This window comes from Oceanicella sp. (genome assembly GCF_056449545.1).
In genome coordinates, this window is the sequence record NZ_JBWOMN010000016.1 from 75,950 (window position 1) to 102,949 (window position 27,000).

25 protein-coding genes are annotated in these 27,000 nt (G+C 70.3%); 15 read left to right on the forward strand and 10 right to left on the reverse strand.

Annotation, left to right across the window (positions count from 1 at the left end; genetic code table 11):
* Window positions 1-42 precede the first annotated feature (42 nt).
* The 3 genes from AC1HC7_RS02755 to AC1HC7_RS02765 all read right to left on the reverse strand — a co-directional run bounded on the left by AC1HC7_RS02755 (window position 43) and on the right by AC1HC7_RS02765 (window position 3,490).
* A complete protein-coding gene (locus AC1HC7_RS02755; RefSeq protein ID WP_479495420.1) occupies window positions 43-975 on the reverse strand; it encodes an ABC transporter permease in 933 nt (310 codons plus the stop codon).
* Complete coding sequence (locus AC1HC7_RS02760) at window positions 972-1,916, reverse strand: ABC transporter permease (protein ID WP_479495421.1); 945 nt, start codon at window positions 1,914-1,916, stop codon at window positions 972-974. The genes AC1HC7_RS02755 and AC1HC7_RS02760 overlap by 4 nt, the downstream gene beginning before the upstream one ends.
* Window positions 1,917-1,993: 77 nt before the next feature.
* Window positions 1,994-3,490, reverse strand: a complete 1,497-nt coding sequence (locus AC1HC7_RS02765) for an ABC transporter substrate-binding protein (RefSeq protein WP_479495422.1) — start codon at window positions 3,488-3,490, stop codon at window positions 1,994-1,996.
* Window positions 3,491-3,605: 115 nt separating this feature from the next.
* Here AC1HC7_RS02765 and AC1HC7_RS02770 point away from each other — a divergent pair, with 115 nt between their 5' ends.
* The 6 genes from AC1HC7_RS02770 (at window position 3,606) to AC1HC7_RS02795 (ending at window position 10,618) form a co-directional block, all read left to right on the forward strand.
* Window positions 3,606-4,427: a phosphodiesterase gene (locus AC1HC7_RS02770; RefSeq protein WP_479495423.1), complete on the forward strand. Its 822-nt coding sequence runs from the start codon at window positions 3,606-3,608 to the stop codon at window positions 4,425-4,427.
* Between the two features lie 80 nt (window positions 4,428-4,507).
* Window positions 4,508-4,918 carry a VOC family protein gene (locus AC1HC7_RS02775; protein WP_479495424.1) on the forward strand — a complete coding sequence of 137 codons (411 nt, stop codon included), beginning with the start codon at window positions 4,508-4,510 and terminating at the stop codon, window positions 4,916-4,918.
* Window positions 4,919-4,939: 21 nt separating this feature from the next.
* Window positions 4,940-5,875 carry a hypothetical protein gene (locus AC1HC7_RS02780; protein WP_479495425.1) on the forward strand — a complete coding sequence of 312 codons (936 nt, stop codon included), beginning with the start codon at window positions 4,940-4,942 and terminating at the stop codon, window positions 5,873-5,875.
* 252 nt (window positions 5,876-6,127) lie between these two features.
* Window positions 6,128-8,905, forward strand: coding sequence for a molybdopterin oxidoreductase family protein (locus AC1HC7_RS02785; RefSeq protein ID WP_479495491.1), 2,778 nt, complete (start codon window positions 6,128-6,130; stop codon window positions 8,903-8,905).
* Window positions 8,906-9,002: 97 nt separating this feature from the next.
* Complete coding sequence (locus tag AC1HC7_RS02790) at window positions 9,003-9,734, forward strand: 4Fe-4S dicluster domain-containing protein (protein ID WP_479495426.1); 732 nt, start codon at window positions 9,003-9,005, stop codon at window positions 9,732-9,734.
* A complete protein-coding gene (locus AC1HC7_RS02795; protein ID WP_479495427.1) occupies window positions 9,734-10,618 on the forward strand; it encodes a dimethyl sulfoxide reductase anchor subunit family protein in 885 nt (294 codons plus the stop codon). The genes AC1HC7_RS02790 and AC1HC7_RS02795 overlap by 1 nt, the downstream gene beginning before the upstream one ends.
* Before the next feature lie 66 nt (window positions 10,619-10,684).
* Here AC1HC7_RS02795 and AC1HC7_RS02800 read toward each other — a convergent pair whose 3' ends face one another.
* Window positions 10,685-11,461, reverse strand: a complete 777-nt coding sequence (locus AC1HC7_RS02800) for an FCD domain-containing protein (protein ID WP_479495492.1) — start codon at window positions 11,459-11,461, stop codon at window positions 10,685-10,687.
* Window positions 11,462-11,592: 131 nt separating this feature from the next.
* Here AC1HC7_RS02800 and AC1HC7_RS02805 point away from each other — a divergent pair, with 131 nt between their 5' ends.
* Window positions 11,593-12,192 (forward strand): hypothetical protein, encoded by a 600-nt coding sequence (locus AC1HC7_RS02805; protein WP_479498619.1) that lies wholly within the window; start codon window positions 11,593-11,595, stop codon window positions 12,190-12,192.
* Window positions 12,193-12,319: 127 nt separating this feature from the next.
* On the opposite strand, the gene AC1HC7_RS02810 is transcribed toward AC1HC7_RS02805, so the two are convergent.
* Window positions 12,320-12,799, reverse strand: coding sequence for a DUF302 domain-containing protein (locus tag AC1HC7_RS02810; protein WP_479498620.1), 480 nt, complete (start codon window positions 12,797-12,799; stop codon window positions 12,320-12,322).
* A gap of 59 nt (window positions 12,800-12,858) precedes the next feature.
* Entirely contained in the window at window positions 12,859-14,043 is a 1,185-nt protein-coding gene (locus tag AC1HC7_RS02815; RefSeq protein ID WP_479495430.1) for a YeeE/YedE family protein, read from the reverse strand.
* A gap of 231 nt (window positions 14,044-14,274) precedes the next feature.
* Here AC1HC7_RS02815 and AC1HC7_RS02820 point away from each other — a divergent pair, with 231 nt between their 5' ends.
* From AC1HC7_RS02820 to AC1HC7_RS02835, 4 genes are all read left to right on the forward strand, one after another.
* Entirely contained in the window at window positions 14,275-15,615 is a 1,341-nt protein-coding gene (locus AC1HC7_RS02820; RefSeq protein WP_479495431.1) for a tetratricopeptide repeat protein, read from the forward strand.
* Between the two features lie 22 nt (window positions 15,616-15,637).
* On the forward strand, window positions 15,638-17,296 hold the full coding sequence (locus tag AC1HC7_RS02825) for an OpgC family protein (RefSeq protein WP_479495432.1): 1,659 nt from the start codon (window positions 15,638-15,640) through the stop codon (window positions 17,294-17,296).
* 126 nt (window positions 17,297-17,422) lie between these two features.
* Window positions 17,423-18,121 carry a RibD family protein gene (locus AC1HC7_RS02830; RefSeq protein ID WP_479495433.1) on the forward strand — a complete coding sequence of 233 codons (699 nt, stop codon included), beginning with the start codon at window positions 17,423-17,425 and terminating at the stop codon, window positions 18,119-18,121.
* 5 nt (window positions 18,122-18,126) lie between these two features.
* On the forward strand, window positions 18,127-18,681 hold the full coding sequence (locus tag AC1HC7_RS02835; RefSeq protein ID WP_479495434.1) for a cytochrome b: 555 nt from the start codon (window positions 18,127-18,129) through the stop codon (window positions 18,679-18,681).
* 38 nt (window positions 18,682-18,719) lie between these two features.
* Here the strand turns inward: AC1HC7_RS02835 and AC1HC7_RS02840 are convergent, their stop codons facing one another.
* The 4 genes from AC1HC7_RS02840 to AC1HC7_RS02855 form a co-directional block, all read right to left on the reverse strand.
* Window positions 18,720-19,517, reverse strand: coding sequence for a class I SAM-dependent methyltransferase (locus AC1HC7_RS02840; protein ID WP_479498621.1), 798 nt, complete (start codon window positions 19,515-19,517; stop codon window positions 18,720-18,722).
* The gene (locus AC1HC7_RS02845; RefSeq protein ID WP_479495436.1) at window positions 19,514-20,554 is read right to left on the reverse strand and encodes a glycosyltransferase family 4 protein; all 1,041 of its coding nucleotides are present in this window, start codon (window positions 20,552-20,554) and stop codon (window positions 19,514-19,516) included. The genes AC1HC7_RS02840 and AC1HC7_RS02845 overlap by 4 nt, the downstream gene beginning before the upstream one ends.
* Window positions 20,551-20,943: a 6-pyruvoyl trahydropterin synthase family protein gene (locus tag AC1HC7_RS02850; protein ID WP_479495437.1), complete on the reverse strand. Its 393-nt coding sequence runs from the start codon at window positions 20,941-20,943 to the stop codon at window positions 20,551-20,553. Before AC1HC7_RS02850 ends, AC1HC7_RS02845 begins: the two co-directional genes overlap by 4 nt.
* Before the next feature lie 61 nt (window positions 20,944-21,004).
* On the reverse strand, window positions 21,005-21,982 hold the full coding sequence (locus tag AC1HC7_RS02855; RefSeq protein WP_479495438.1) for a zinc-dependent alcohol dehydrogenase: 978 nt from the start codon (window positions 21,980-21,982) through the stop codon (window positions 21,005-21,007).
* Between the two features lie 86 nt (window positions 21,983-22,068).
* Here AC1HC7_RS02855 and mdoH point away from each other — a divergent pair, with 86 nt between their 5' ends.
* From mdoH to AC1HC7_RS02875, 4 genes are all read left to right on the forward strand, one after another.
* Window positions 22,069-23,904 carry a glucans biosynthesis glucosyltransferase MdoH gene (gene mdoH, locus AC1HC7_RS02860; protein WP_479495439.1) on the forward strand — a complete coding sequence of 612 codons (1,836 nt, stop codon included), beginning with the start codon at window positions 22,069-22,071 and terminating at the stop codon, window positions 23,902-23,904.
* 215 nt (window positions 23,905-24,119) lie between these two features.
* The gene (gene dgcN, locus AC1HC7_RS02865; protein WP_479495440.1) at window positions 24,120-25,115 is read left to right on the forward strand and encodes an N-acetyltransferase DgcN; all 996 of its coding nucleotides are present in this window, start codon (window positions 24,120-24,122) and stop codon (window positions 25,113-25,115) included.
* Window positions 25,112-26,113: an N-acetyl-D-Glu racemase DgcA gene (gene dgcA, locus AC1HC7_RS02870; protein ID WP_479495441.1), complete on the forward strand. Its 1,002-nt coding sequence runs from the start codon at window positions 25,112-25,114 to the stop codon at window positions 26,111-26,113. Before dgcN ends, dgcA begins: the two co-directional genes overlap by 4 nt.
* 31 nt (window positions 26,114-26,144) lie before the next feature.
* Window positions 26,145-26,999, forward strand: coding sequence for a D-amino-acid transaminase (locus tag AC1HC7_RS02875; protein WP_479495442.1), 855 nt, complete (start codon window positions 26,145-26,147; stop codon window positions 26,997-26,999).
* Window position 27,000: the final 1 nt, after the last annotated feature.

Genomic DNA, 27,000 nt, shown 5'->3' on the forward strand with positions numbered 1-27,000 from the left:
GATCCCGATCCGCCATTGGCGCGAGGGTCGCCCGCCGGGCCGCTACGCGCCGCTCCCCCGCAGCCGCGGGTCGGTGATGTCGCGCAGCCCGTCGCCGAGCAGGTTGAAGCCCAGCACCGCCGCGACGATGCACAGGCCGGGCAGCACCGCCAGCTGCGGCTCCATGAAAATCAGCGTCTGCGCGTCGGCCAGCATCCGCCCCCAGGACGGCATCGGCGGCTGCACCCCGAGCCCCAGATAGCTCAGCGCCGCCTCGGCCAGAATGGCGATGGCGAATTCGATGGTCGCCTGCACCACCAGCACCGCCGCGATGTTGGGCAGCACATGGGCGAAGGTGATCTGGACCCGCCCGCGCCCGGACACCTTCGCCGCCAGCACGTAGTCGGTTGACCAGACCTGATTGGCGGCGCCCCGCGTCACCCGGGCGAAGATCGGCACGTTGATGAAGGCGATGGCGAGGATGGCGTTGGTCAGCGACGGCCCGAAGATGGTCGCCAGCATGATCGCGAACAGCAGCGCCGGGAAGGCGAAGCCGAAATCCGCGAGCCGCATCAGGCCCTCCTCGATCCAGCCGCCGAGGGCGCTGGCGCTCAGCCCCAGCGCCACGCCGATCCCGCCCCCCAGCCCCACCGCCAGAAACGCCACCAGCACCGAGTTCTGCGCCCCGGCCATGAGCTGCGAGAACAGATCCCGCCCCATCTGATCGGCGCCGAGCCAGTTTCGCGCCCCCGGCCCCGCGAAGCGGTTCGCGATGTCGATGAAGGCCGGATCGTGAGGGGTCCAGAACGCCGAGACCAGCGCCGCCAGCGCCACCAGCCCCACCAGACCCCCGCCGATCACGAGGCTCACCCGCCCGGAAATCCGCCGCAGGCGCGGATCCGGGTCCGGGTGCCGCGCGGCGAAGGTCTCGGGGATCGCGTCGGCGCCGTCGCCGGGAAGCGGCGCAAGACCCGGGGCAAGCGGCGGCGGGGTCATCGTCGCGCCCTCAGGCGCGGGTCGGCGAAGGCGTAGATCACGTCGACCACGAAATTCGCCAGCACCACGACGACCGCGAAGAACAGCACCAGCGCCTGCACGGTGAACAGGTCGCGATTGGTGATCGACTGGAACACCAGCCGCCCCAGCCCGGGCAGGTAGAACACGTTCTCGATGACGATGGCGCCGGTGATCAGGTTGGCGAACTGCATGCCGATGATGGTGACGATGGGGATCAGCGCGTTGGGCAGCACGTGGCGGCGCAGGGTGGCGCCGGCGCTCAGCCCCTTGGCCCGCGCCGTGCGCGCGTAGTCGAGCCGCAGCACCTCCAGCACCGATGATCGCGTCACCCGCGCCAGGATCGCCGATTGCACCAGGGTCAGCGCCACCGTCGGCAGGATCAGCGACATCAGCGCGGCGCCGGGGTCGTCCCATCCCGCGAAGCCGCCCGGCGGCAGCCAGCGCAGCTTCACCGCGAACAGCATCACCAGCAGGATCGCCAGCCAGAAGGCGGGCACCGCGATGCCGAGCTGGCTGAGCGTCATCACCGCCCAATCCCCCGGCTTGCCGTGATTGGCGGCGGCGAACACCCCCAGCGACAGCGCCGCGATCACCGTCAGCACCGTGGCCCCCAGCGCCAGCGGCAGGGTCACGGGCAGGCGTTCGACGATCAGTTCGGACACCGGCACGTCATAGGTGTAGCTGGTCCCGAAATCGCCGCTCAGCGCGCCGAGGATCCACGCGCCGTAGCGGGACCACATGGGCTCGTCGAGGCCAAGCTGCAGGCGCAGCGCCGCCTGCGCCTCGGGGGTGGACTCCATGCCGAGGATCACCAGCGACGGATCGCCGGGCAGGACATTCATCACCGCGAACACCGCCAGCGAGACCACGAACAGCGTGGCGAACAGCGTGACGAGACGGCGGGCGAGAAAACGAAGCATGGGGATCGCGATTCACCTGAGGAGGATTGCGACGGCGGGGCGGGCGTTGCGCCCGCCCCGCCGGATCGGCGCCGCGCTCAGTTCCAGCGCAGGTCCTTGAGCGGCGTGAACAGCACCGGCGACGAGGCCCAGTAGCCCGACATCTCCTTGCGATACACGCCAAGCTTGGGCAGCTGGAACAGGAATCCGTGCACCGCCTGTTCGGCGATGAAGCGCTGATCCTGCTTGAGCAGCGCGTCAAGCTTCACCGGATCGGATTCCGCCCGGGTGCGCGCCCACAGGTCGTTGAACTCGGCGTTGTCGAAGCCGTAGAAATATTTCGGCCCGCGCGCGAAATTGCCCATGTCGTTGGGCGAGGTGTGGGCGATCACCGTGGCGTCGTAGGATTGCTTCTTGTAGACCTCGCTGATCCAGAATCCCCATTCCACGTTTTCGATCTTGGCGTCGATGCCCACGGCGGCCAGCTGCTGCTGGATGATCTCCCCGGACCGCTTGGCGTAGGGGAACGGCGGCAGGCGCAGGGTCATGGACATGCCCGACTGCCCGGCCTCGGCCAGCAGCGCCTTGGCCTTGGCCGGGTCGTGGGGATACATGCCGGTCAGGTCGACATAGGATTTGTGATGCGGCGGGAACAGGCTGCCGATCGGCGTGCCGTAGCCGTAATAGGCGCCGTCGATGATCGCCTGCCGGTCCAGCGCGTGGCTGATGGCGCGGCGCACCCGGATGTCGTCGAAGGGCGGGCGGGAATTGTTGAGCGCCAGGATCACCTCGCCCTCGGTGGTGCCGACCACCACGTCAAAGCGCGGATCGGCCTTGAACTGGGCCAGCGATTCCGGGGCCGGCATGCCGGGGAAGGCGTCGATGTCCCCCGCCAGCAGCGCCGCCACCGAGGCCGCGGCGTCGGCGATGAAGCGGAACTGGATCTTTTGGGGCGCGTCGGGCGACGCGTCGCGGTGATCGGGGTTCTTCACCAGCGACAGCTGCGATCCGCGGGTCCATTTGTCGAACCTGTAGGCGCCGGTGCCCACCGGGTTGGTCTTGTTGGTCTCGACGCTTTCGGGGGCCACGATCGAGGCGTCGCCCTTGGCGATGTTGAACAGGAAGAACGCGTCGGGTCTGGAAAGCGTGATCACCACCGTGGCCGCGTCCGGCGCCGCCACCGAGGCGATCGGCTTGAAGATGCCCTTGGAGGGATTGACGCTGTCCTCGGCCATGGCCCGGTCATAGGAAAACTTCACGTCGGCGCTGTCGAAATCCGTGCCGTCATGGAACTTCACGCCTTGCGCGAGGCTGAACCTGTAGGTCAGCCCGTCGTCGGAGACCGTCCAGCTTGCCGCCAGATCGGGGATGATCTCGCCGCTTTCGGTGACCGAGGTCAGGGATTCGTAGACGTTGTGGGTCAGCATCCCGTCGATCGAGGCGGTGGCGTCCGCCGTGGGGTCGAGCACCGTGGGTTCCTGTTGCAGGCCGATGGTGATCGTGGATTTCGCCAGCGCCGGGGTCGCGAGGCCGAGGCCGGCGGCCAGCGCGCCGCTCAGGATCGCGGCGGGCAGGCGTGATGCGGCAAGTCGCATTGGGGGCTCCTGTGGTCAATTGCACCGAATCTTTGCACCGAATCAATGCTAGCACGTGGTTAAGATGCATGAATGACGAAATGGCCCGCACCAATCCATCTGCACGGAGTCCCGCATGTTCCGAATCGCCCAGATCACCGATTCCCACCTGGTCGCGGAGGGGGAGCTGTGGAAAGGCTGGCTCGACAGCGCGGCGCGGCTGGAGGCGACGGTGGCCGCGCTGAACGCGCTGGGGCCCGATCTGGTGCTGATGACCGGCGATCTGGTCGATGGCGGCGACGGCCCGGAGGGCGCGGCCCAATACGCCAATGCGGCGCGCATCCTCGCCGATCTGGTCCCGCCGCTGCGCATGATCCCCGGCAATCACGACGATCGCGACAAGATGCGCGCCGCCTTCCCCGACCAGCGGGCGGCGTGGCGCGATCCGGGGTTCCTGCATTTCGCCGAATACGCCGGGCCGCTGCGGCTGCTCGGGCTCGACACCATGGATCCGGGACTGGTGAGCGGGCGGTTCTGCACGGCGCGGCTCGACTGGCTGTGCGCGGCGCTGGAGATCGGCGACGGCCGCCCGACGCTGATCGCCATGCACCACCCGCCCTGCGTCATGGGGCTGGAGATGATGGACCGCTGGGCCTTTGTCGGCGGCGAGGCGCTGGGCGACCTGCTGACCGGGCGCGACGAGGTGCTGCGCATCCTTTGCGGCCATGTGCATTGCCAGGCCGACGCCCATTGGCGCGGGATGCTGGTCTCGGCCAGCCCGGCGGTGTCCGTGCAGCTGTCGCCGACCCTGCCGCGGGCCGCCGGGCCGGTCTATTCCGAAGGCCCGCCGGCGATCCGCCTGCATGACTGGCAGCCCGGCGCGGGACCGGGCGCCGGGCTGACGGTGAAGATCCTGCCGGTGGGCGCGCAGGTGATGGGCGACGGATCCGCCGCCTAGGTTTTCCTTGTCTGGCGCTGCGCGTTCGGTCCGCCCGGATCGGGGGCCGCGCGACCGGTCGCCTCAATGCGGAGCGATCCATGAGCAACCCCAGGAGTCCGGCGCTGGCGGGCCTTGATCATTTCGTGCTGACCGTCGCCTCGATCGAAGCCACGGCGGCGTTTTACAAGCGGGGTCTGGGCATGGAGGCGGAGGTTTTTCATCCCGCCGACGGATCGACCCGCGTGGCGCTGCGGTTCGGCGCCCAGAAGATCAACCTGCACGAGGCGGGGCGCGAATTCGATCCCAAGGCGCGGGCGCCGCGCCCGGGGGCGGCGGATTTTTGCTTGCTGACGGAGGCGCCGCTCGCCGACTGGACGGCGCATCTGGCGGCCGTGGGCGTGGCGCTGGAGCTGGGCCCGGTCGCGCGCACCGGCGCCCGCGGGCCGATCATGTCGATCTACCTGCGCGACCCGGACGGCAATCTGGTCGAAATCGCCCGCCATGACTGATCGCGCCGCCGGCGCGGCGTCTTGCGCATCGGCGCGGCGATGATCGTCGCGGGGCTGGAATGGCTGGGCGCGCGGGCGCGCTTCGCGCTGGCGCTGTCCTGCGCGGTGGCGCTGGCGGCGCCGGGGCTGGCGGCGGCGCTGCGCCCGTTTCTGGCGCCGCTGGTGGTGATGGTCTACGCGCTGTCCATGACCCGGCTCGACCTGCCGGCGCTGGCGCGGAGGCTGGCGCGCCCGCGCCGCGCGGCGCTGGTGCTGGGCCTGTCGCTGGCGCTGCTGGCCGGGGCGACGCCGATCGGCTGGGGCGTCATGCGCGCGCTCGATCTCGGGCCGGACTTCGAGGCGGCGGCGGTCTATGCGCTGGCGGCGCCGCCGATCGCCTCGGCGGCCGGGTTCGCGTTCATCATGGGGCTGGACGCGGCGCTGACGCTGGAGGTCACGGTGGTGTCCTCGATGCTGATGCCGCTGATCGGCCCGGCGCTGATCCACCTGCTGCTGGGCGCCGCGGCGCCGATCCCGGCGCAGGAGATGGCGCTGCGCACCGCGGCGATGATCCTCGGCGGCGTCGCCGTCGCGATGATCGCGCGCCGCGCGCTGGGCGCGGCGCGGATCAATCGCCGCGCCCGGGTGTTCGACGGGCTGGTGGCGCTGGCGATGACGGTGTTCATCATCCCGCTGTTCGACGGCGTCGGGCCGATGCTGCTGGCCCGCCCCGGCCTGTCGCTGGCGTTTCTGGCCATGGGCTGCGCGATCATCCTGATCCCGCATCTGCTGGCGGCGCCGCTGCCGGCGCCGCGCGCGCAGACCGGCGCGGCGGCGTTGGTCTTTGGCACGCGATCCGTGGCGATCTATCTTGCCGCGCTGCCGCCGGACCCGGTGTTCACGTTGTTCGTGGCGCTCTACCAGCTGCCCATGGCGCTGTCGCCGCTGCTGCTCAGGCGGCTATACGGCGCGCATTGATCGCGGCGCCCCCGCGCTGGCGCCAAATAATTTGCGAACTGGCCTGTCGCGCCGGGTTCAGACGCGCTACCAATTTCGCGACGGCGCGCGCCTCGCGCCGCCGTCAGCGTGAAAAATGCGCCGCAAACGGCGCGATTGCGAAAGACCGCGCCGGCATCGGCGCGGCGGGAGGCGTCTTTGAGCGGAAACCGCGCGCATAAGCTCGATCTGTCGCGAAAGGTCTCGGACGAGATCCGCAAGACGACCTGTTACATGTGCGCCTGCCGCTGCGGCATCGATGTGCATCTGAAGGCCGACAAGGCGGGCAGGCCGCAGATCCGCTACATCGAGGGCAATCGCGATCATCCGGTGAACCGGGGCGTGCTTTGCGCCAAGGGCTCGGCCGGGATCATGCAGCATTATTCGCCCGCCCGGCTGAACGCGCCGCTCAAGCGGGTCGGGCCGCGCGGGTCGGGACAGTTCGAGGAAATCAGCTGGGACGAGGCGCTCGACCTCGCCGCCGGGTGGCTGAAGCCGCTGCGCGAAACTCACCCGGAAAAACTGGCGTTTTTCACCGGGCGCGACCAGTCGCAGAGCTTTACCAGTTGGTGGGCGCAGCAGTTCGGCACCCCGAATTACGCCGCCCATGGCGGGTTCTGTTCGGTGAACATGGCGGCGGCCGGGATCTACACCATGGGCGGCGCGTTCTGGGAATTCGGTCAGCCGGATTGGGAGCACACCAAGTATTTCATGATCTTCGGGGTGGCCGAAGACCATGACAGCAACCCCATCAAGGCCGGACTCGGCCGCCTGAAGGCGCGCGGCGCGCGGGTGGTGGCGGTCAACCCGGTGCGCAGCGGCTACAACGCCGTGGCCGACGAATGGCTCGGGGTGACGCCGGGGACCGACGGGCTGTTCATCCTGGCGCTGGTGCATGAACTGATGCGCTCGGGCAATGTCGATCTGGACTACCTGATCCGCTACACCAACGCGCCCTGGCTGGTGATCGACGCGCCGGGCGATCCGGATCACGGGCTGTTCCTGCGCGACGACGAAGGCCGCGCCATGGTCGCGGATCGCGAGACCGAGGCGCTGCACCCCTGGGACGCGCCCTGCAAGCCGGCGCTGAAAGGCCGCTTCGAGGTCAGGGACCGCATCTGCCGCCCGGTGTTCGACCTGATGGCCGAACAGTATGTCGACCCGGTCCACGCGCCCGATGCGGTGGCCGAAAGATGCGGCATCCCGGCGGCGACCATCCGGCGCATCGCCGCCGAACTGGCCCATGTGGCCTTCGCGCAGGAAATCACCATCCACCAGCCCTGGACCGACTGGAAGGGCGAGCGCCACGCGACCATGACCGGGCGCCCGGTCAGCTTCCATGCCATGCGCGGGATCTCGGCGCATTCCAACGGCTTTCAGACCTGCCGGGCGCTGCATCTGCTGCAGATCATCCTCGGGTCGGTCGAACGCCCCGGCGGCTATCGGTTCAAGCCGCCCTATCCCAAGCCGGTGGAGGCGCATCCGACGCCAAGCGCCGCCTCGCGCCCCGGGCAGCCGCTGCGCGGTCCGCATCTGGGATTTCCGCGCGGCCCCGAGGATCTGCTGATCGACGGCGCGGGCAATGCGCAGCGCATCGACAAGGCGTTCACATGGGATGCGCCCATGTCCGCGCACGGGCTGATGCATATGGTGATCTCCAACGCCCATGCCGGGGATCCCTACAAGATCGACACCCTGTTCATGTATATGGCGAACATGTCGTGGAATTCCTCCATGAACACCGGGCGGGTGATGGAGATGCTGGAGGACAAGGACGCGAACGGCGATTACGTGATCCCGCGGATCATCTATTCGGACGCCTATTCCTCGGAAATGGTGGCCTATGCGGACCTGGTGCTGCCTGACACCACCTATCTCGAACGCCATGACTGCATTTCGATGCTGGATCGCCCGATCAGCGAGCCCGACGCCGCCGCCGACGCCATCCGCTGGCCGGTGGTCGAACCCGAGCGCCCCGGCCATGAAGGCGTGCGCGGGTTCCAGAGCGCGCTGCTGGATCTGGGCGTGCGGCTGGGCCTGCCGGGGATGACCGACGAGACCGGCGCGGCGGTCTATGCCGATTACGCCGATTACATGGTGCGGCATGAACGCCGCCCCGGCATCGGCCCGCTGGCGGGCTGGCGCGGGATCGGCGCGGATCACGGGCGCGGCCCCCCCAACCCGGAGCAACTGGAGACATACATCGCCAATGGCGGCTTCTGGAAAGCCGAGATCCCCGAGGAGGCGCGGTATTTCAAGCCCTGGAACGCCGCCTATCAGGACTGGGCGGTGAAGATCGGGCTGTTCGACGCGCCCCAGCCCTATGTGTTCCAGTTGTATGTGGAGCCGCTGGCCCGCTTTCAGCGGGCGGCGGAGGGGCATGGGGCGAATGTGCCGCCCGAGACCCACCGGGCGCGGATACTGGAGACTTTCGCGCCGCTGCCGATCTGGTATCCGCCGTTCGAGGGCGAGAGTCCGACCGACGAGGAGTTCCCGCTGCACGCGCTGACCCAGCGCCCGGCGGCGATGTATCATTCATGGGGGTCGCAGAACGCCTGGCTGCGCCAGATCCACGGGCGCAATCCGCTGTATGTGTCCGGTGATCTGTGGGCGGCCCATGGCTTGCGTGAGGGCGACTGGGTGTATCTGACCTCGCGCCACGGGCGCATCCACGCGCCGGCGGCGCGCATGGACGCGCTGAACCCGAAAACCGTGTGGACCTGGAACGCCATCGGCAAGCGGCGCGGAGCCTGGGCGCTGCGCCCGGACGCGCCCGAGGCGAGCGAGGGCTTTCTGCTGAACCATCTGATCGATGAATTGCTGCCCGAGCGCGGCGACGGGCTGCGCTGGTCGAATTCCGATCCCATCACCGGGCAGGCGGCGTGGTTCGACCTGCGGGTGCGGCTGGAAAAGGCCCCGCGCGCCGCGGCGAGCGCGCCGGACATGGGGCGGCAGGTCTCGCCGGTGGGGATCGGCCCGCGCGAGCGGCGCTATGGGGAGGCGTGGTCATGAGGCGCGTCGCGGGCGCCAGCCACGCCGCTCCCCACCCGCCCGCCCTCGCGTCGCGTCTGACGCCCGCGACGCGCCTTGGCGCGGAGAGGGGGGGCGCATGACCAGTTTGCCCGGCAAGAGCAACCGCAAGCTTGGGCTGGTGATCGATCTCGACACCTGCGTGGGCTGTCATGCCTGCGTGATCTCCTGCAAGGAATGGAACACCGGCGGGCAGGGCGCGCCGCTGTCGGATCAGGATGCGGCGGGGACCGCCTCGGGGACCTTCCTGAACCGGGTGCACAGTTTCGAGACGACCCCCGACAGCGGCGCCGCGACGGTGGTGCATTTCCCCAAATCCTGCCTGCATTGCGAGGACGCGCCCTGCGTCACCGTCTGCCCCACCGGGGCCAGCTACAAGCGGGTCGAGGACGGCATCGTGCTGGTCAACGAGGATCATTGCATGGGCTGCGGGCTGTGCGCCTGGGCCTGTCCCTACGGCGCGCGCGAGATGGACGCGGCGGCCGGGGTGATGAAGAAATGCACGCTCTGCGTCGATCGCATCTACAACGAGACCCTGGCCGAGGAGGATCGCATTCCGGCCTGCGTGCGCAGCTGCCCCGCCGGGGCGCGGCATTTCGGCGATCTGGGCGATCCCGACAGCGATGTGAGCAAGCTGGTCGCGCTGCGCGGCGGATTTGATCTGATGCCGGAAATGGAAACCAGGCCGGTGAACAAGTATCTGCCGCCGCGCCCCCGCGACGAGGCGCCGTTCAACCTCGCCGATCTGGCCGCGCCGGAGGCGACGGGCGCGCTGGGCTGGCTCGACCGCGCGCTGGAAAGGCTGGGCTGATGCATCCGGCGCCGTCGATCATCGTTTTCACGACGCTGTCGGGGCTCGGCTTCGGGCTGATGGCGTTTCTAGGGTTGGGCGTGCCTGGCGTTTCAGGTTGGGTCGCGAGCGTCTATTGCCTGCTGGCGCTGGTCATCGCCGGGGCCGGGCTGGCGGCCTCGACCTTCCACCTGGGTCAGCCGATGCGGGCCTGGCGGGCGTTCAGCCAGTGGCGGTCGTCCTGGCTGTCGCGCGAGGGCGTGGCGGCGGTGGCGACCATGGCCGTGTTCGCGCTTTACGGCGGGCTGTGGGGGGGGGCGGATCTGCGCCTGCCCTGGCTCGGGGCGCTGGCGGCGGCGCTGGCGCTGGCCACCGTGCATTGCACGGCGATGATCTACGCGCAGATGCGCAGCGTGCCGCGCTGGCGCCACTGGTCCACGCCGGCGCTGTTTCTGCTTTACGCGCTGGCCGGCGGCGCGGTTCTGGCGGGGGCGAGCCAGGCGGCGCCGGCGCTGCTGGCGCTGCTCTGGGGGCTGCAGGTCTGGGCCTGGCGGCGCGGCGACGGCGCCCTGGCGGGGTCGGGCGCCAGCATGGAGACCGCCACCGGACTTGGCGGCATGGGCCGGGCGCGGCTGTTGGAGGCGCCCCATACCGGGCCGAACTACCTGACGCGGGAAATGATCTTCGTGGTCGGACGGCGGCGCGCCCGGGCCCTGCGCATGCTGGCGTTGCTGCTGGGCGGGGCCGTGCCGATCGTGCTGCTGGCGCTGATCGGCGGGCTGCCCGCCAAGCACGCCATGGGCCTGCTGGCGGTGATCAGCCACGTCACCGGCGTGCTCTGCGCGCGCTGGCTGTTCTTCGCCGAGGCCGAACACGTGGTGGGGCTTTATTACGGCCGCAAGTAGGGTTTTGCGCTGCGGCCCTCGCGGCTTCGCCGCATCGGGGTCGGTCTGGCGGGGCGGCTCCGCATGTCAGGTCCGGCGGGGCCCGGTTTCGCGCGCGAGCCGGCGGCGCGCCACCTGTTCCAGCGCGCCGCGCCGCCCGACTTCGCGCATCTGCGCGGCCACGTAGTCCAGATGCGCCTCGACGGCCGCGCGCGCCGCATCCGCGCGCCCCGCGATCACCGCGTCGCGAATGGCCCGGTGCTGATCCAGCAGCGATTCGCGCGTGGCGCCCAGCGCGAACAGGGTTTCCCGGTTGTAGAACACCCCGCGCCTGAGCAGCGCGAACATCGAGCGCATCATGTGCAGCATCACCACGTTATGCGCCGCCTCGACGATGGCCATGTGGAAATCGGCGTCGATGCGGGCCTCGTCCTCGGGGCCGGGCCGGGCGTGGGCGGCCTCCATGCGCGCGAACACCGCCTCGATGACGGCGCGGTCGGCGTCGGTGGACTGGGTGGCGGCGCGGGCGGCGGCAAGGCCTTCGAGGTCGCGCCTGAAGCTCAGATAATCGTAGAGCGCCGCGTCATGGGTGGCGAAAAGCCGCACCAGCGGCGGCGCGAAGGCCTCGCCCAGCACATCCGCCACGAACACGCCCGCGCCGCGCCGCGCCGTCAGCAGCCCGCGGGTTTCCAGATCGGCGAGCGCTGCGCGCAGCGTCGGGCGGGACACGTCGAGCCGCTGCGCCAGTTCGCGTTCGGCGGGCAGGCGTTCGCCGGGGCGCAGCACGCCGTGCAGGATCAGCGCCTCGATCTGGCGCGTGACGGCGGCGGAGATCTTTTCGGCCTCGATCCTGCGAAACGGCATGACGCTCACGATTGGTTCGGATTTCTGACCAATATCAAGGCCGGGCTGCGGTGGCCAGCCGCGACAGCCGGTTAACCGTTGCGCAGCTTTCATCGGGCAGGATCCGGCGGTCGAATCAAGAGGATCCGCCCGTGTTCGCCATGCCGTTGACGCTGCGAAGATCCGCGCCGGAGGCCGCGCCGCGCCCGGCGCCCTCGCGCGCTGATCCGGCGGCGGCGGCGGCGGCGATTTTCGCGGACCGGGGCGCGGCGGCGGCGCCCGACCTGCGGGGGCCGAACGGGGCGCTGCCCTCGGGCGCGACGCTGGGCCCGGATCTGACGCTGTTTCATGACGATCCGTCCGGCGGCGTCGCGGTTGCGGCGGTGGCGGACGGGCTGTGGCTGGGGCTCGACGGCGGCGGCGAGTACGTGTCGCTGTCCTTCGCGCCCGACCCGGCGGCGCTGGCGTTGACGCCGGCGCATTTCCTCCGGCTCAGGGCGCGGGTGGCCGGCGCGATCGGGCCGCTATGGCTGCGGCTGTCCATGCGCTGCGACGGGCGCGAGGCGCAGTCCAGCCGCGAGGCCGCGCCGCAGGGGGATCACGTGGAGGCGGCGTTCGATCTGCAGGCGCTCGGCTATCGCGGCGCGCCGCCCGAAGCGCTGTGGGCGGACCTGATCATGACCCCGGGATCGGGGCGCGCCGCCACGGTCAGCGATTTTCAGATTCTTCGCGTGCCGCTGGGCGGTTTTTGACTTCCGGTTTTGGGGAGCGGGGGGGGCTGGAGGCGACGCCGGCGGCGATGTCGCTTGGCGCGGGCGCGCCGGGCGCTTGATGCGCCCGGCGCGACCTTCCAGTTTCGCCGGAGGCCCGGCGGGAAACTCAGCCGCCGGTGGCGCGGACGCCGATGGCTTCGAAAATCGAATCAAGCTCGGCGGCGATGTCGCGCAGTTCGTCGCCGCCTTCCCGCATGTAGGGCGCGAAGACGAAGCTCGGGGTTTTCCATGACAGGGTGGCGGAACCGTCCTCGTCCTCGGTGACGTAAAAGCGGATCGGGGCCTCGATCATCGCCGCGACGCTGGCATTGATCGCGCGCACCGCGAAATCGTTGCGGAACACGCCGATCACCCGGTTGCCGGGGATGTCGAAGCCGCGCTTTCTGGCCATGCCGGTGGGGCCGGCCATGGTCACGAGCCCCATCTTTTCGGCCCGCACCGCGGCGCGCAGCTTGTCGATCAGCGCCGCATGGGGAATGTCGGTGTCAATCACCCGCCAGCCGTCGCGCGGGGCGACGGATCCGGCCTGCGCCGTGGCGGCGACGGCCAGCGCCAGCGCGGCGAGCGCCGCGAGAAGATGTTTCATGGTGGTGTCCTCATGTGATCGGGTTGCGGTGACGGGGTGAAATCGCGGCCAGATCGCGATCAGATCGGAGCGGGTTTCAGCGGCGGGTCCATGCCGATGCGCCCGCGCATCCAGGTGCCCAGCATCGACCCGGCAAAGCCCCAGAGCATCCACCACCAGCCATGCAGCGAGCCCGAGACCAGCCCGCCCAGAAATGCGCCGATATTGCAGCCATAGGCGAGCCGCGCGCCGTAGCCCATGGCCAGGCCGCCGATGATCGCGGTGATCAGGTCGCGGGCCGACAGGTTGAAGACCGGGGCGAATTTTCCGGCCCAGCCGGCGGCGGCGAAAGCCCCGACGACGATGCCGAAATTCATCACCGAGGTGGCGTTGGCGAACACCGAGGCGGCGAGCTGGTTCTTGCGCCAGCCCGACCAGTAGGTCCAGTCGACCACGTCGGCCCCCAGCGCATCGACGATCTTGGCGCCCCAGAGCGCGAAGCCCGCGGTGACCCCCCAGGGCCGCCCGAGCACCAGGAAATTGGCGATCCCCACCAGCGCCAGCGCCGCCGCCCCGACCCAGAGCGGCCACGGTCCGCGCAGGACCGATCCCATGGGGCGCGCGGGTTCCAGCGATCCGTGCGCGCGCCGCTCGATCCAGGCCGAGGCGACCCAGATCGCGCCCAGCGCCATGAGCATCAGCGCCAGCGCCGGCAGCGCCCCGAATTCCTTCAGCAGCGATGTGCCGGCGCGGGTGCGCGGCAGCGCCGCCCAGAAATCCCAGTGCCAGGTGGCCAGCACCGATCCGGCGACGAAAAACGCCAGCGTCACCGCCATGCGCGTCGATCCCCCGCCCACGGTGAACAGGGTGCCCGAGGCGCAGCTGCCGCCCAGCTGCATCCCGGCGCCGAACATGAAGGCCCCGATGGCCGAGGCCAGCCCCATGGGCAGGATCACGCCGCGCGCCGGCAGGCCGATCTCGCGCCCCCATTGCATCAGCGGAAACGACACGATGATGGTGAGCGCGATCAGCAGCATCTGCGCGCGCAGCCCGGCGCCGCGGCGTTCGCGCGACATGCGCCGCCAGCCGGCGGTGAAGCCGAAGCTGGCGTGATACAGCGCGAACCCGGCGAAGCCGCCGATCAGCGCGGCGCCGGCCTGGGGCCAGCCTTTCTGGGCGAAACCAAGCGCCGCCAGCAGCGTCAGCGCAGCGGCGGCGGCGATCAGAACCCGGCGGTTGGGTTCCGCGAGCGTGGCGTTGGTCATTGTGCTATCAGTCTTTCTGCCGGGGGCCGCCTGAGCGGTCGGGCGTGTCGGGGGCTCGTTCCCCGATTCCGCAGGAGGCAGAATGCGCGCAGATCCGCTCGCATGCTCTCACAACTGAGTGAAGCGACAGGACGCCTGCCTCTCAAGGGCCGATTTAGCTTGTATGGCTGACTAGAACGCAATCAACGGACAATCTCAATGCTTACAGACGCAGTCGGACACCAGGTTTCGATGACCAATCCCGGAGCCCTGGAGGCCTGGAACGACACGGTCGCGGCGTTCCTCGCCCATGGCGCGTCAACGCCCGATCATCTTGACGCGACGCTGGAGGCCGAGCCGGGCTTTGCTTTGGGGCATGCGGCGAAGGGATTGTTGCATCTGCTGCTGTCGCGGCGCGAATTGCTGCCGGTGGCGGATCGGGCGCTGGACGCGGCGCGCAAGGCGGTCGCCGGGGGCGGCGCAGACATGCGAGAACGCGAATATGTCGCAGCCCTGGAAACGCTGCGCGCCGGGCGCATGTGGCGGGCGGCGGACCGGATGGACGCGATCGCGGCGCGCTGGCCGGGCGATTCGCTGGCCACGAAGCTGGCGCAGGCGATCCGCTTTCAGCTTGGCGACGCCCGGGGCATGCGGGTTTCCATCGCCGCCGCGGCGCCCGGCTTCGGGATGGATCACCCGCATCTTGGCTACGTGATGGGCTGCCGCGCTTTCGCGCTCGAGGAAAACGGCCTTTATGACGAGGCCGAGAAATCCGGCCGCGCCGGGCTGGAGCTGGCGCAGAACGACGCCTGGGGCCTGCATGCCGTCGCTCATGTGATGGACATGACCGGGCGGCCGGGCGACGGGATCGGGCTGCTGGCCGGCAATCCCGCGCGCTGGGCGCATTGCAGCAATTTCGGCTATCACGTGTGGTGGCATCTGGCGCTGTTTCACATCGAACGCGGCGATTTCCCGCCGGCGCTGGATCTGTATGACCGCCGGGTGAGATGCGACAAGACCGACGATTACCGCGACATCTCCAACGGCGCGGCGCTGCTCACCCGGCTGGAGATCGAGGGCGTGGACGTGGGCGACCGCTGGGAGGAACTGGCCGATCTCAGCGCCAATCGCGTCGATGACGGGCAGCTGATCTTCGCCGATCTGCATTACATCCTCAGCCTGGTGCGCGGCGGGCGGCAGGCGGAGGCGGACGCCCTGTCGGCGCGCATCGCCGCCGACGCCCAGAACATGGACCATGACCAGCACGAGATCGGCGCCGTCGCCGGGGCGCCCGCGGCGCGGGGGCTGGCGGCGTTTCGCGCCGGACATTACGCGCAGGCCCATGCCGGGCTGGCGGCGGCCATGCCCGAGCTGAACCGCATCGGCGGCAGCCACGCGCAGCGCGACGTGTTCGAACGGCTTTGCGTCGAGGCCGCCATGCGCGCCGGGCTGCTGGACGCGGCGGAGCGGGCGCTCGCCGACCGGGCGCGCCGCCGGGGCGCGCATGACGGCTACGAAGACCGGCGCCGCGCGGCGATCGCCGCGCGGCGGGCGGGCGACCTGAACCTCGCCGTCGGGTCGGCGGTCCACTAGCGCATCGGAGCGGAGTTCTGACATGACGCGACGCAGCGCATTTTCCCCAGAGGACGGGATTGGGGCCGGGATTGGGGCCGGCCACGCGCCGACCGATCCGCATGGCCACGCGCAAACCCACGGGCATGGCCATGCGCACGGGCCGGCGCGGCGCCCGCGCGACCCGCGCCTGGATTTCTTTCGCGGGCTGGCGATGTTCATCATCCTGATCGCCCACACGCCGGGCAACACCTGGACCCTGTGGATCCCGGCCCGGTTCGGGTTTTCCGACGCCACCGAGATCTTCGTGTTCTGCTCGGGCATGGCCTCGGCCATGGCCTTCGGCGCGGTGTTCGCGCAGCGCAGCTGGTTCCTGGGCGCGGCGCGCATCGCCTACCGGGTCTGGCAGGTCTACTGGGCGCATGTGGGCATGGTGATCGTGGTCATCGCCTTTCTCTACCTGATCGACCGCAACGGCTGGGGGCTGGAAGGCGTGCGCTACGTGGCGACGGTGCCGGTGGTGCCGCTGTTCGACAACACCGGAGAGGCGCTGCTGGGCCTGCTGACCCTGCGCTGGGTGCCGAATTATTTCGACATCCTGCCCATGTATCTGGTGATCCTCGCCATGGTGCCGCTGATCATGCTGGCGCATCGCGTCGGCGGGGTCTCCGGGGCGGCGGCGCTGGTGCTGGGGTTGTGGCTGGCGGCGCAGTTCGGCTATCTCGACCTGCCCTCGCGGCCCTGGCGCACGGATGTCACCTGGTTCTTCAACCCCTTCGGCTGGCAACTGGTGTTTTTCACCGGCTTCGCCTTCGCCATGCGCTGGCTGCCGGCGCCGCCTGTGACCCGCGGGCTGGTGATCGCCGCGATCGTCGTGGTGGTCACGGCGCTGCCCTTCGCCTGGTTCAAGATCCATCAGGGGATCTACCTGCCCTATGACTGGGCGGTGACGCGCTGGATCGCCGACGCCCGCGCCGCCACCGATTTCCTGTGGTGGAAAAGCTGGGTCGGGGCGTGGCGCTACCTGCATTTCATGGCGGTGGCGTATCTGGCCTGGGTCTCGGTGGGGCCCGGCGGGGTGCGGCTGGCCAGGGGCTGGGGCGGGCTCGGCCCGCTGTCACGGCGCGGGATGTGGGTGGCGGGCGCGGTGGCGCTGGCGACCGTCCCTTACGCCTATATCGAACAGATCGCCGAATACGCGCCGCTGCTGAACGCCGGCATCGTGCTGATCTACGGCGACGCGGCGCGGGCGGTGCTGGGGTTCGATTTCCTCGTCGACGAGCAGCGCATCGGGCTGTTCCAGTTCATCCACCTGATCGCGCTGGTCCCGCTGCTCTGGTCGCTGATCGGCATGCGGGCGCGGGCCTGGATCGGCGGCGTCGGCTGGGTGGCGCTGGTGCCGGTGATCCGCAAGGTCGGCCAGCAGTCGCTGGCGGTGTTCCTGGTGTCGATGCTGCTGGGGCGGTTCAACGGCTGGTGGCTTGACATGATCGGGCGCGACGTCTGGACCCGGGCGCTGGTCAACGGGACCGGCATTCTGGCGCTGATCGCCACCGCGTATCTGGTCGGCTGGTTCAAGTCGCAGCCATGGCGGGCGCCCCATGCTGCGAAAGCGCCGCGCCGCGCGAAACCCGGGGCGACGGCGGACGGCGCGCGCGGCGTTCGCCATCGCCCCGCCGCCCTTGGAACCCCGGCGGAATGAGGCCATGATATTGTCGCGCATTGATGACAGATTGACCCGACGCGCTCAGACCCGTCGCCCGGCGGGTGACGCGGATGACCGCCGGACAGCCGCGCGCGGAGCGTATCGCAAAATGGGGCGGATTGCATGAAATACATTCCTTCCAAGGCCTTGATGCCGCTGCTGCCCTGCCCCGAGGCAGGCGGGTCGGTGGTGGTCGCCCAGCTTGGCCAGACGCTGGACGGGCGCATCGCCACCGTCACCGGCGCCTCCAAATACATCAACGGCGCCAGCGCGCTGGACCACCTGCACCGGCTGCGCGCCCATGTGGACGCGGTGATCGTCGGCATCGGCACGGTGGCCGCCGACGACCCGCAGCTGACCGTGCGCCGCGTCGACGGGCGGCATCCGGCGCGGGTGGTGATCGACCCCAACGGCCGCATGCAGCCGGACGCCAGATGCCTGCATGACGCCGCCGCGCCGGTCTGGGTCGTGACCCGCGCGGGCCTGACCCCGCCCGCCCCGGCGCGCGCCGTCCATCTTCAGGCGCGCGACGGCTGCTTCGCCCCGGTGGAGATCGTCGCGGCGCTGGCGGAACGCGGCATGCGGCGCATTCTGGTCGAGGGCGGCGCCGACACGCTGGCGCGCTTCATCGACGCGCGGGCGGTGGATCTGCTGCACATTCTCATGGCGCCGATGATTCTGGGATCGGGCAAGGCGGGGTTCCGGCTGTCGCCGATCCACGAACTCGACGAGGCCCTGCGACCGGAAACCAAGGTGCACATGTTCGATGACGGCGACGTGCTGTTCACCTGCGACATGCGCCGCAGCTGGGAAAGGGATTGACGCCCATGAGCTATCACTGGAGCCAGAAAACCCTGCATTGGCTGATCGCCCTGCTGGTGATCGCGCAGATCCCGGTCGGCGTGATCATCGCCGGCTATGAATCCGCCATGGTCAAGATGGTCGATTCGGCGCTGGGCAAGGGCGGGTTCAACCTGATCTACGACCTGCACAAATCGGTGGGGCTGACGATTCTGGGGCTGATGATCCTGCGCGTGGTGGCGCGCGCCACGTTGGGCGCGCCGGATTACCGCCCGCCGCTGGCGCTGTTGGAACGGCTGATGTCGCGGCTGGTGCACGGATTTCTGTATCTGCTTTTGCTGGTCACGCCGATCGTCGGCTGGCTGGGCGTCAGCCTGTATCCGGCGCCGGCGCCGTGGTTCTTCCTGTTCAACGCCCGGCTGCCGCTGGAAAAGAACCGCGCGGTGTCGGAATTCCTGCTGCAGGACGTGCACGGGCCGCTGGGGCTGCTGATCGCCATTCTGGCGCTGGCCCATGTCGCCGCGGCGTTCAAGCACTGGCTGGTCAATCGCGACGCGGTGATGCAGCGCATGACCCGCTAGGGTTTCGCTTCATTTCGCATGCCGTCGGGCGCGCGCGTTCAGGCGGGCAGGGCCAGAATGTCGACATGGCCGATGGTCACGGCGGCGGCGGCGCGGCGCGCGGCGCGCCAGTCGGCGAGGTCGGCGGGGGCGAGGGCGCCGGTCTCGGCCACCGCCTCGGCCGCGCCGTCGGCCAGCGCCCGGATCAGCGCCGTCTGCCCGGCCCCCAGCCGCCACGGCGACGCCGCCGTGAACACCCGGCGCCCGCCTGCGCGCAAGGCCCGGGCCAGCAGCGTCGCCGCCTCTGGACCGGCGGCGCATCCAAACCCCTTGTCGCCGCGCTGATGGGCGTGGAACGCGGCGAGCGCGCGGGGCTCCGCCGCATGCGCGGGGGTCCAGGTTTCGGCGCCGTCGTAATTCAGCGCCGCGTAGACCGCCGCCCCCTCGGGCAGCGCGGCGGCGAACGCCTCGATCCATGCCGGCGAGCACAGGTCGAACAGCGCCGAGGCGGTGATCAGATCGGCGCCCGCCAGCGCCGCCCCCGCCGCCCCCGCCGCCCCCGCCGCCCCCGTGGCCCCCGCCGCGTGCGCCAGGTCCGCGCGCAGGGTCCGGGCGCCGCAGCGCCGGGCGGCCTCGGCCAGCAGGGCCGGGTCGTGATCGGTCAGCAGCCAGTCGGCCCCGGGGAGGCGCGCGGCGAGGGCGCGATGGCTGGCGCCGGTTCCGCAGCCCAGATCAACCACCCGCAGCGTTTCCCGCCCCGCCGCCCATTCGCCGAGCCGCGCCAGCAGTCCGCCGTCGCGCGCCGCGCGGTCGGCGGGTTCGCGCAACGCCAGCCAGTCGCTGGAAAAGCCGCTCATGACGCCGCCCTGACGGCGTCGAGCACGATGCGCGCCGTGTCCGCCCAGCCGGGCAGATCATCCGCGCGTTTTCGGGCGCTGTCGCCCAGCCGCCGCCGCGCCGGGGGCGACCCGATCAGCAGCGCCAGCAGGTCGGCCAACGCGCCCGGGTCGTCGGGCGGGGCCAGCAGTCCGGCGCCGGGCGTCACCACCTCGGGGATCGCCCCGGCGCGGGTGGCGACGACAGGCAGGCCGCGCATCATCGCCTCGGCCAGCACCATGCCGTAGCCCTCGTAGCGCGAGGGCAGGCAGAAGATGTCGGCCTCCAGATACAGCGCATCGAGCTTTTCGGCGGCCACCGCGCCGGGCAGGGCGATGCGCCCGGACAACCCGGCGCGGGCGATCTGGCGCATGAGCCGGGCCGCGGTTTCGGGTTCGCGATCCAGCGGCCCGGCGATGACGCAGCGCCACGGCGCCTCGCGCAGGGCCTCCAGCGCCGTGACCAGCAGATCAAACCCCTTGCGGCGGCTGATCGTCCCGACCCCGAGGATCAGCGGCGGATTTCCCGCCAGCGCCGCGCGCGGGGCGGGGTCGAGCCCCGGTTGCGCCACGGCGATCTTTTCGGGGGCCACGCCCAGCCGGTCGCGCAGGGTGGCGGCGGTGACATGGCTGGTGACGATCACCCGGGCGCAGGCGGCGAGCGCCGCGGATTCCGACGCGATCAGCCGCGCGGCCTGCGCCGCGCCAAGCCCCGGCTCCATGCCCAGCGGATGATGGCACAGCGCGATCAGCGGCCCGGGCAGGGCGGCCAGGGCATCGGCGGGCAGCGCGCCAAGCGCCAGCCCATCGACCAGCAGTGCGCCGGGCGCGGCGCGCAGCGCGCCAAGCGCGCGCGCCAGCGTCGCGGCGTCCGGGCGGGGAAAGCCGTCGGGCAAGGGCAGATGCCGCAGCGCCCCGTCCGCGGCCCCGATCACCCGCCGGTCATAGACATAGCCGCCCGTGGGCGCGGCCAGATCGCCGGGAACGGCGAAATCGGCCAGCGGGGCGGCTGGGGTCACACCGCGCCCTCGTACCAGGCCCGCGCCACATGCGATTCGTTCAGCTTGACGCGGATCTTCTCGATGCCCTCCGACCCCGGGCCGAGGTCGCCGGCCTTCGCCGCCGCCGCCAGCGCGTCAAACACATGCTTGCACAGGTATTCGGTGGTGGTGAGGCGCCCGGGCAGGGTCTCGTCCAGATTGGCGAAATTCAGCGGTTCGAGCGCCGCTTTCAGCGCCTCATGGGCGCGGCCCATGTCCACCACGATGCCGAATGCGCCGAGGTCTTCGCGAAAGAACGCGACATCGACGACATAGGTGGCGCCGTGCATGTTCTGGGCGGGTCCGAAAACCTCGCCCTTGAGGGAATGGGCGATCATGATGTGATCGCGGACTTCGACGGCGTACATGGCGGCCCCAGTTCGTTTGGCGTTGCGGTTGGCGTTGCGGTTGGCGTTGGGCGCCCCGGTTTCAGGGCGCGGGATAGTCTATCACGGTGGCGATCCCCGGCGCGTCCGGGGCCAGCAGGTCGGGCAGGCGCGCGGGCAGGTCGGCAAACGCCACCGGCGGCGCGATCAGCGCGTCAAGGGCAGGGTCATCCAGCAGTTCGATCGCCTTGGCAAGCCTGCGCCGGCAGTCCCAGCGCGGCGCGCGGGCGGGCGGCACGCGCCCGACCTGCGAGGACGCGATGCTCAGGCGCCGGGCGTGGAAGGCGCCGCCGAGCGACAGGGTGACCGGGCGGTCGCCATGCCAGCTCATCTCCACCAGCCGCCCTTCGGTCCCGAGGCTGTCCAGCGCCGCCTGCAGCCCCGACGCGCTGGCCGAGCAGTTGAAGGCCACGTCGCAATCCCGGGGCAGATCGGTTTCATTGCAAGGAGTAACGCGAAGTTCACCCGCCGTGTCGGTGCGGGACGCTATCTTGTCTGTCAGGAACGCCTCGCAACCGGGGATGCGGGCGGCGAGGCGGGCGACGAGGCAGCCGATCAGCCCGGCGCCGACCACCAGCACCCGGTCGCCGGGGGCGAGCCCCGCGTCCCAGACCGCGTTCAGCGCCGTTTCCATGTTGGCGGCGAGCGTCGCGCGGCGGGACGGCAGGGCGTCGGGCAGGGGCAGACAGGCGGCGGCGGGCAGCCGCGCGCGGGTCTGGTGAGGGTGCAGCGCGAACACGCGCCGGCCAAGGAGGGAAGCGGGGCCATGCTCCACGACGCCGACAAGCGCGTAGCCGTAGCGCACCGGGAAGGGGAAATCCCCGCCCTGCATCGGCGCGCGCATGCGGGCGTATTCGCTTTCCGGCACGCGGCCCTCGAACACCAGCCGTTCGGTGCCCCGCGACAGGCAGGACGCGATGGCGCGGATTTCGACCTCACCCGCCCCGGGGTCGCCCGGCAGCGCGATGGGTCGCAGTTCGGCCAGTCGCGGTTTGGCGTAGCAAAGCGCCTCGGCGTCCATGTCGGGCGAATCCTTCGATTTTTTCCAGGCGGCGTCGCATGCAGATTAGAAATCTGCGCGCCCGCGTCCAGACGGCAGGCCATCACATGACCGACACCGCGCTTGTTTCCCTGTCCGCCGAGACCCGCGACGCGCTTACCCCGGCGGGGTTGCAGGACCGCCGGGACCTGACCCGGCGGCGCATGATCGTCGCCGCGCTGAACGGGGTCACGCTGCTGACCATCGGCTGGGGGGTGGCGCAGGTGTTCGGGACCGGCGGCTGGTCGGTCGCCGACGTGATCATCTTCGTCTGTTTCCTGATCGGCGCGCCCTGGACCGTCATGGGGTTCTGGAACGCGGTCATCGGGCTGTGGCTGCTGCATGGGCGGCGCGACGGCGCCGCCGCGGCCGCGCCGCATCTGCAGGACCAAACCGCCGCGCCGGTGCGCCTGAAAACCGCGGTGCTGATGACCCTGCGCAACGAAGCCCCCGACCGGGCGTTGGGGCGGCTGGCCGAGGTGCGCCGTTCGCTCGACGCCGCCGGCGAGGGCGAAAAGTTCGATTTCTTCGTGCTCTCGGACACCACCGACCCGCAGATCGCCGCCGAGGAGAAGGCCGCCATCGAACGCTGGCGCGCCCGCCTCGGCCCGCGGCTGATCTACCGCCGCCGCACCCGCAATGACGGCTTCAAGGCCGGCAACATCCGCGATTTCCTGCGCCGCTGGGGGCGGGAGTACGACCTGTTCCTGCCGCTCGACAGCGACAGCCTCATGGCGGGCGAGGCGATCCTGCGCATGGCGCGGGTGATGCAGGCGCATCCCCGGCTCGGCATTCTGCAGAGCCTGGTGGTGGGCACGCCGGCGCGATCGGGTTTCGCGCGCATCTTCCAGTTCGGCATGCGCCACGGCATGCGCAGCTTCACCATGGGCGCCGCGTGGTGGCATGGCGATTGCGGGCCGTTCTGGGGGCATAACGCGCTGGTGCGCGTGGCCCCGTTCCGCGCCCGCTGCGCCCTGCCGGTGCTGCCGGGCAGGCCGCCGCTGGGGGGGCATATCCTCAGCCATGATCAGGTCGAGGCGGCGCTGATGCGCCGCGCCGGCTACGAGGTGCGGGTGATCCCCGTCGAGGGCGCGAGCTGGGAAGACAACCCGCCGACGCTGCTGGATTTCACCCGCCGCGACCTGCGCTGGTGTCAGGGCAACATGCAGTATTTCCGACTGCTCGGGATTCGCGGCCTGCCGCCCATGAGCCGCTTTCAGCTGTTCGCCGCCATCGCCATGTATTTCGGGGCGCCGGCCTGGATGCTGATGATCTCCGCCGCCGCGCTGAAGCTGGTGGAGCGGGATTTCGCCAATGTCGATTTCGCCTTCGGGCTGGCGATGTTCATGATCATGTTCGCGGTGTCGCTGTTTCCCAAGATCGCCGGCTGGATCGACATCGCGCTGCAGGACGGCGGCGCGGCGCGCTATGGCGGGCGCGGACGCTTCGCCGCCGGGGCGCTGGTCGAAACCGTGTTTTCGATGCTGCTGGCGCCGGTGGTGGCGTTCCGGGTGACGCTGTTCCTGATCGGGCTGGGTTTCGGGCGCTCGGTGATCTGGGGCGCGCAGCATCGCGACGCCTACGCGCTGGGCTGGGCCGAGGCGGCCCGGGGGCTGTGGATGCAGACCGTGTTCGGGCTGTCGCTGGGCGCGGCGATCTGGGTTTCGGCCCCGCAGGCGCTGATCTGGGCGGCGCCGGCGCTGACCGGGCTGGTGCTGGCGATCCCCTTCGCGGTGCTGACGGCGGCGCCCGGTTTCGGGCGGTTCTGCCTGCGGCGTCGGCTGTGCGCCGTGCCCGAGGAATTCATGGACATCGAAAGCCTGCGGGCCGTCGCGCGGCTCGACGCCGGGCCCGGGTCGGCCCCCGCCGCCGCCGCCGCCGGACCGGATCGCGTCGCCGCCTGAAACCGCTTCGGGGCGCGCAACCCTTCCGCTGGGCTGCGAAAAATTAGCGGTTCATTGCGCCATCGCCATGAAACACGGGCGAATCTTCGATTCAGCCCGCAAATCCTTCGAAAAATTCGCACGGGGTTGCGAATGTCCCTGCGGCGCGCGCGGGGCATTGACGGAATCGCCAATCGAACGTCAGGATTCGCGCCGGAAAACGCGAGGAGCCGGACATGCTTGAACACCCCTATCTGCTGTTTCTGGGCGATGCGCCCGACGCCCTCGCCGCCAAGGTGGCGCAGGGGATTCACGACTGGCGCCCCGACGCCTCGGTGGGCCAGTTCCGCATGCCCGGCTGCAACGCCGACATGGGTCTGCGCGACATGACCATCGACGAGGCGGTGGCCGCCGGCGCCCGCACGCTGGTGATCGGGGTGGCCAATCGCGGCGGCATGATCTCGCCGGCCTGGATCGCGGTGCTCAAGGAGGCGCTGAACGCCGGCATGGACGTCGCCTCGGGCCTGCACAACCTGCTGCGCGACGAACCGCTGCTGGTGGAGGCCGCCGAACACGCCGGCCGGGCGCTGCACGACGTGCGCGTGCCCGAGGTCGAGTTCCCCATCGCCAACGGCAAGCGGCGCAGCGGCAAGCGCTGTCTTGCCGTGGGCACCGATTGTTCAGTGGGCAAGATGTACACCGGCATCGCCATGGAGCGCGAGATGCGCGCGCGCGACATGAACGCGACGTTCCGCGCCACCGGGCAGACCGGCATCCTGATCACCGGCGACGGCATCCCGCTTGACGCAGTGGTCGCCGATTTCATGGCCGGGGCGGTGGAATGGCTGACCCCGGACAACGATCCCGGGCATTGGGACCTGATCGAGGGGCAGGGCAGCCTGTTCCATGCCTCTTTTTCCGGCGTCACCATGGCGTTGATCCATGGCGGCCAGCCTGACGCGCTGGTGCTGTGCCACGAACCGACCCGCGCCCATATGCGCGGCCTGCCCGATTATCAGCCGCCCTCGCTGGAGGATCTGCGCGACGTGGCGCTGCGGCTGGCGCAGGTGGTGAACCCGGATTGCAAGGTGGTGGGGATCTCGGTCAACACCGCGGCGCTGTCCGAAGAAGAGGCGCTGGATTACCTCGCCGCCGTGGAAAGGCAGATGGGCCTGCCCACGGTGGACCCGTTCCGGCAGGGCGCCGCGCGGCTGGTGGATGCGCTGGGATGACCGGCCCGGGCCCGGGCGGCGCACGTCTGAGCGTCAGGCGCGACGTGTTCGCCATGCGCGAGGCGTTCACCATTTCGCGCGGGTCGCGCACCGAGCAGGCGGTGGTGACGGTCCGGCTTGACGACGGCGCCCATCGCGGCCGGGGCGAATGCACCCCCTATCCGCGCTACGGCGAAAGCGTCGAGGGGGTGATCGCCGAAATCGAATCGCTGGCCCCGGAGCTTGCCGCCGGGATGGACCGCGCGGCGCTGCAGGCCCGCCTGCCCGCCGGGGCGGCGCGCAACGCGCTTGACTGCGCGCTGTGGGATCTGGAGGCCAAGCGCAGCGGCCGCCGGGTCTGGGAACTGGCCGGATCGCCCGCTCCGAAACCGGTGATCACCGCCTTCACCCTGTCGCTCGCCGATCCCGCGACCATGCGCGCCAAGGCCGCCGAGAACGCGCATCGCCCGCTGCTGAAGGTGAAGCTCGGCGGAGAGGGCGATCTGGCGCGGCTGGAGGCGGTGCGCGCCGGCGCGCCCGACGCGACGATCATCGTCGACGCCAACGAGGGCTGGAGCATCGAAAGCTACGCCGCACTGGCCCCGGTCATGCTGCGGCTGGGCGTCGCCATGGTCGAACAGCCGCTGCCCGCCGATGACGACGCGGCGCTGCTGGGCGCGGCCCGGCCGCTGCCGGTCTGCGCCGACGAAAGCTGCCATGATCGCGCCTCGCTGCCGTCACTGGCCGGCAAGTATGATTTCATCAACATCAAGCTCGACAAGACCGGCGGACTGACCGAGGCGCTGGCGCTGCGCGACGCGGCGCGCGCGGCGGGCTATCGGGTGATGGTGGGCTGCATGATGGGCTCGTCGCTGGGCATGGCCCCGGCGGGGCTTGTCGCGCAGGGGGCCGAGATCGTCGATCTCGACGGCCCGCTGCTGCTGGGCGAGGATCGCGACACGCCGATCTTCTATGATGCGTCGGGGATGCACCCGGCGGATCCGGCGCTTTGGGGCTGAGGGCCCGGAAACGAAAACGAGGGGTTGGGGCATGAGCCGCATTGTCTACGTGAATGGAGATTATCTTCCCGAGGAAGACGCGAAGATCTCGATCTTCGACCGCAGCTTCCTGATGGCGGACGGGGTCTACGAGGTCACCACGGTGCTCGACGGCAAGCTGCTGGATTTCGCCGGTCATGCGCGCCGGCTGGCGCGCTCGATGGCGGAGCTGTCGATGACCCCGCCCTGCGACGAGGATGAATTGCTGGCCATCCACCGCGAATTGCTGGCGCGCAACGACCTGACGGAAGGGCTGATCTATCTTCAGGTGTCGCGGGGCAGCGCGGACCGGGATTTCGGCTGGTCCGAGGACATCGCGCCGACGCTGGTGCTGTTCACCCAGGTCAAATCGCTGATCGACAGCCCCGTGGCCGCGGCCGGGCTGAAGGTGATCTCGATCCCCGATCAGCGCTGGGCGCGGCGCGACATCAAGACCGTGCAGCTGCTGTTCCCGGCGCTGTGCAAGATGGAGGCGAAGGCCCGGGGCAAGGATGACGCGTGGCTGGTCGAGGACGGTCAGGTCACCGAGGGCACCTCCAACAACGCCTATATCGTCAAGCCCGACGGCACGCTGGTGACGCGCGAGTTGTCCAATTCGATCCTGCACGGCATCACCCGCGCCGCGGTCCTGCGTTTCGCGCGGGAAGCCCAGATCAGGGTCGAGGAGCGCCCCTTCACCATCGAGGAGGCGAAATCGGCGGCGGAGGCCTTCATCACCTCGGCCTCGACCTTCATCACCCCGGTGGTGGAGATCGACGACGTCGAGATCGGCGCCGGGGCGCCGGGGCCGACCGCGCGGCGGCTGCGCGAAATCTATATCGAGGAAAGCCGCAAGACCGCGATCTGAA

Bases quoted from the DNA above. Each gene is read 5' to 3' on its own strand.
- AC1HC7_RS02770 (WP_479495423.1), top strand. From the start codon at position 3,606: ATGTTCCGAATCGCCCAGATCACCGATTCCCACCTGGTCGCGGAGGGG.
- AC1HC7_RS02775 (WP_479495424.1), top strand. From the start codon at position 4,508: ATGAGCAACCCCAGGAGTCCGGCGCTGGCGGGCCTTGATCATTTCGTG.
- mdoH (WP_479495439.1), top strand. From the start codon at position 22,069: ATGACCGACACCGCGCTTGTTTCCCTGTCCGCCGAGACCCGCGACGCG.
- AC1HC7_RS02820 (WP_479495431.1), top strand. From the start codon at position 14,275: ATGACCAATCCCGGAGCCCTGGAGGCCTGGAACGACACGGTCGCGGCG.
- AC1HC7_RS02760 (WP_479495421.1), bottom strand. From the start codon at position 1,916: ATGCTTCGTTTTCTCGCCCGCCGTCTCGTCACGCTGTTCGCCACGCTG.
- AC1HC7_RS02850 (WP_479495437.1), bottom strand. From the start codon at position 20,943: ATGTACGCCGTCGAAGTCCGCGATCACATCATGATCGCCCATTCCCTC.
- AC1HC7_RS02795 (WP_479495427.1), top strand. From the start codon at position 9,734: ATGCATCCGGCGCCGTCGATCATCGTTTTCACGACGCTGTCGGGGCTC.
- AC1HC7_RS02765 (WP_479495422.1), bottom strand. From the start codon at position 3,490: ATGCGACTTGCCGCATCACGCCTGCCCGCCGCGATCCTGAGCGGCGCG.
- dgcN (WP_479495440.1), top strand. From the start codon at position 24,120: ATGCTTGAACACCCCTATCTGCTGTTTCTGGGCGATGCGCCCGACGCC.
- dgcA (WP_479495441.1), top strand. From the start codon at position 25,112: ATGACCGGCCCGGGCCCGGGCGGCGCACGTCTGAGCGTCAGGCGCGAC.
- AC1HC7_RS02825 (WP_479495432.1), top strand. From the start codon at position 15,638: ATGACGCGACGCAGCGCATTTTCCCCAGAGGACGGGATTGGGGCCGGG.
- AC1HC7_RS02840 (WP_479498621.1), bottom strand. From the start codon at position 19,517: ATGAGCGGCTTTTCCAGCGACTGGCTGGCGTTGCGCGAACCCGCCGAC.
- AC1HC7_RS02855 (WP_479495438.1), bottom strand. From the start codon at position 21,982: ATGGACGCCGAGGCGCTTTGCTACGCCAAACCGCGACTGGCCGAACTG.
- AC1HC7_RS02755 (WP_479495420.1), bottom strand. From the start codon at position 975: ATGACCCCGCCGCCGCTTGCCCCGGGTCTTGCGCCGCTTCCCGGCGAC.
- AC1HC7_RS02815 (WP_479495430.1), bottom strand. From the start codon at position 14,043: ATGACCAACGCCACGCTCGCGGAACCCAACCGCCGGGTTCTGATCGCC.
- AC1HC7_RS02835 (WP_479495434.1), top strand. From the start codon at position 18,127: ATGAGCTATCACTGGAGCCAGAAAACCCTGCATTGGCTGATCGCCCTG.
- AC1HC7_RS02790 (WP_479495426.1), top strand. From the start codon at position 9,003: ATGACCAGTTTGCCCGGCAAGAGCAACCGCAAGCTTGGGCTGGTGATC.
- AC1HC7_RS02810 (WP_479498620.1), bottom strand. From the start codon at position 12,799: ATGAAACATCTTCTCGCGGCGCTCGCCGCGCTGGCGCTGGCCGTCGCC.
- AC1HC7_RS02800 (WP_479495492.1), bottom strand. From the start codon at position 11,461: ATGCCGTTTCGCAGGATCGAGGCCGAAAAGATCTCCGCCGCCGTCACG.
- AC1HC7_RS02875 (WP_479495442.1), top strand. From the start codon at position 26,145: ATGAGCCGCATTGTCTACGTGAATGGAGATTATCTTCCCGAGGAAGAC.
- AC1HC7_RS02785 (WP_479495491.1), top strand. From the start codon at position 6,128: ATGTGCGCCTGCCGCTGCGGCATCGATGTGCATCTGAAGGCCGACAAG.
- AC1HC7_RS02830 (WP_479495433.1), top strand. From the start codon at position 17,423: ATGAAATACATTCCTTCCAAGGCCTTGATGCCGCTGCTGCCCTGCCCC.